Origin of the sequence: Ilumatobacter sp., from assembly GCF_041688325.1 — a bacterium.
Classification (GTDB): Bacteria; Actinomycetota; Acidimicrobiia; order Acidimicrobiales; family Ilumatobacteraceae; genus Ilumatobacter_A.
The window spans coordinates 1-2,259 of record NZ_JBDNIJ010000255.1 but is presented as its reverse complement, the minus strand read 5'-3'; the positions used below and the strand labels follow the sequence as shown (position 1 = coordinate 2,259).

The window sequence follows — 2,259 nt, the reverse complement described above, 5'->3', positions numbered from 1 at the left end:
GTACGGATTGGAGACGACGACGGTCTTGAGCCCGGCAACATGCGTGAAGAGTGCCTCGGGGCTCTGCGAATGCGTCTGGCCACCGAAGATGCCGCCGCCGGTCGGCATCCGAACGACGAGCGATGCCGTAAAGTCGCCGGCGGACCGATGGCGCAGCCGCGCTGCCTCGGACACGATCTGGTCGTAGGCGGGGTACATGTAGTCGGCGAACTGGATTTCAACGCACGGCCGCAGCCCATACGCCGCCATCCCGACGGCGGCGCCGACGATGCCGGCTTCGCTGATCGGCGAGTCGAAACAGCGGTGATCGCCGAATCGTTCCTGCAAACCCTGCGTACATCGGAACACCCCGCCGAAGTACCCGACGTCCTGTCCGAACACGACGACATTGTCGTCGCGCTCCATTGCAATCATGTGTGCGTCGCGGATTGCTTCGATCATCGTCATTGCGGTCATCGCTGTCCTCCCTGCTTTCCCATGGCGTCGCGTTGTTCGCGAAGGTGTCGGGGGAGTTCTACGAAGACGTCGTCGAACATCGTTTGGGCACTCCCGACGTCGCCGGTTTTCACCGACCCGTGGGAATCGGCTGCGGCGAAGGCTTCGTTGACTTGCGCGTCGACCTTGCTGTGGAGTTCCAGGTGACGGTCGGCATCCCATTCGCCGATGAACTCGAGGTGTTGTCGGAGCCGCTGAATCGGGTCGCCGAGCGGGAACTCTTCTGCCTCGCCCGGAGGTCGATAGACCGACGGATCGTCGGACGTCGAGTGCGCTCCGACCCGCAACGTGATCCACTCGATCAAGGTTGGCCCGAGATTCGCCCGGGCCCGCTCGGCGGCCCATTGCGACGCGGCGTACACGGCGAGGTAATCGTTCCCATCGACCCGCAGCGCCGGGATACTGAACCCGTAGCCGCGGTCAGCGAATGTGGCCGACGCACCGCGTGCGAAGTCTTCCGGGGTGGAAATCGCCCAGTGGTTGTTGACGATGTTCAAGATCACAGGGGCCTGATACGTCGATGCGAAGACGAGTGCAGCGTGGAAATCTGACTCGGCCGTGGCCCCCTCGCCAATCCACGCCGATGCGATCTCGGTGCCGCACCGCAAGGCCGACGCCATGGCCCAGCCAACGGCCTGGATGTACTGCGTCGCGAGGTTGCCGGAGATCGAGAAGAAGCCGTGCGACTTCGATGAGTACATCACCGGCAGCTGGCGCCCGTGGAGTGGATCGAACTCGTTCGACATCACTTGGTTCATCATGTCGACGAGCGGATACTCAGCTGAGATCAGCAGGCCCTGTTGACGGTAGGTGGGGAAGTGCATGTCGCCGGGTCGCAGCGCGCGTTGCTGGCCGCATGCGATCGCCTCTTCCCCGAGCGACTGCATGTAGAAAGAAATTTTGCCCTGCCGGTGTGCCCGCAGGAGCCGAGCGTCGAACGCACGCGTCAGCATCATGTTGCGCAGCCCGCGCCGTTTTTCCTCGATGGAGATGTCAGGCACCCACTCGCCGACCGCCTGCCCGTCGTCGTCGAGGACCCGTACGAGCTGCTTGCGCATCAGCGCGATGCGCTCGACCTTTTCGTCGAGAGCGGGCTTCTGCATTTCGCCGGCCTTGCTGATGTATCGGACGCGGTCTGGGGGATGCTGGCCGCGTGCAGGCTCGGGAATCCGGAGCCGCAACTTTGCCACTGTTTCGTCGCCCTGTGTTGTCATCTCGTCCTTCTCGTTGAGACGAACACTAGAACGGCTCGAAGCTGTTTGCAGGATCCGGTTGAACCGTTCGACTTTGCCGTTCTGCCATGGGCAGTGCGGTCGGATGAACTTGTGTTTCTCCCCAATCGGCGCAGGGCGCAGTTTTCTCGTCGTCGCGGATCTCTGAATAGGCCAGTCGGCGGTAGTCATCGACAATCGAGTGCATCAAGTCGAGCCCGACTCGCTTCTTGCGGTTCTTCGTCTTCGACGCTGACGACCGACCGTTGGCTTTCCAGTCGCATCCGCCAGGCAGACGCGAGATTTTATTGACATTTATTTGCCAAAGATAGCCTGGCTGATGGTCGGTTGGTGTACCTTGTAATGCTCATAGACGCTTCGCCTTCTGGCCGGAGGCGGTTCACGAAGAGGCACACGGATGGAAGATCGAGTAGCAGGCATCATCGACGAGTGGAATAATTGTCGACCTGATGTCGACACGTCCGCGTTGGGGATTGTCCTGCGGGTAATGCGTGCAGCGCATCATCTTCAGTTGAAACTGGACCCCGTCGCT

The 2,259-nt window shown here is 61.5% G+C and carries 2 protein-coding genes; both read right to left on the bottom strand.

What is annotated here, in order from left to right; genetic code table 11:
* The coding region (locus ACH2EI_RS14215) for an alpha-ketoacid dehydrogenase subunit beta (RefSeq protein WP_395160519.1) at positions 1-456 on the bottom strand (456 nt) is incomplete at its 3' end.
* Complete coding sequence (locus ACH2EI_RS14210) at positions 453-1,709, bottom strand: thiamine pyrophosphate-dependent dehydrogenase E1 component subunit alpha (protein ID WP_395160517.1); 1,257 nt, start codon at positions 1,707-1,709, stop codon at positions 453-455. The genes ACH2EI_RS14210 and ACH2EI_RS14215, both read right to left, overlap by 4 nt.
* Between the last annotated feature and the right edge of the window lie 550 nt (positions 1,710-2,259).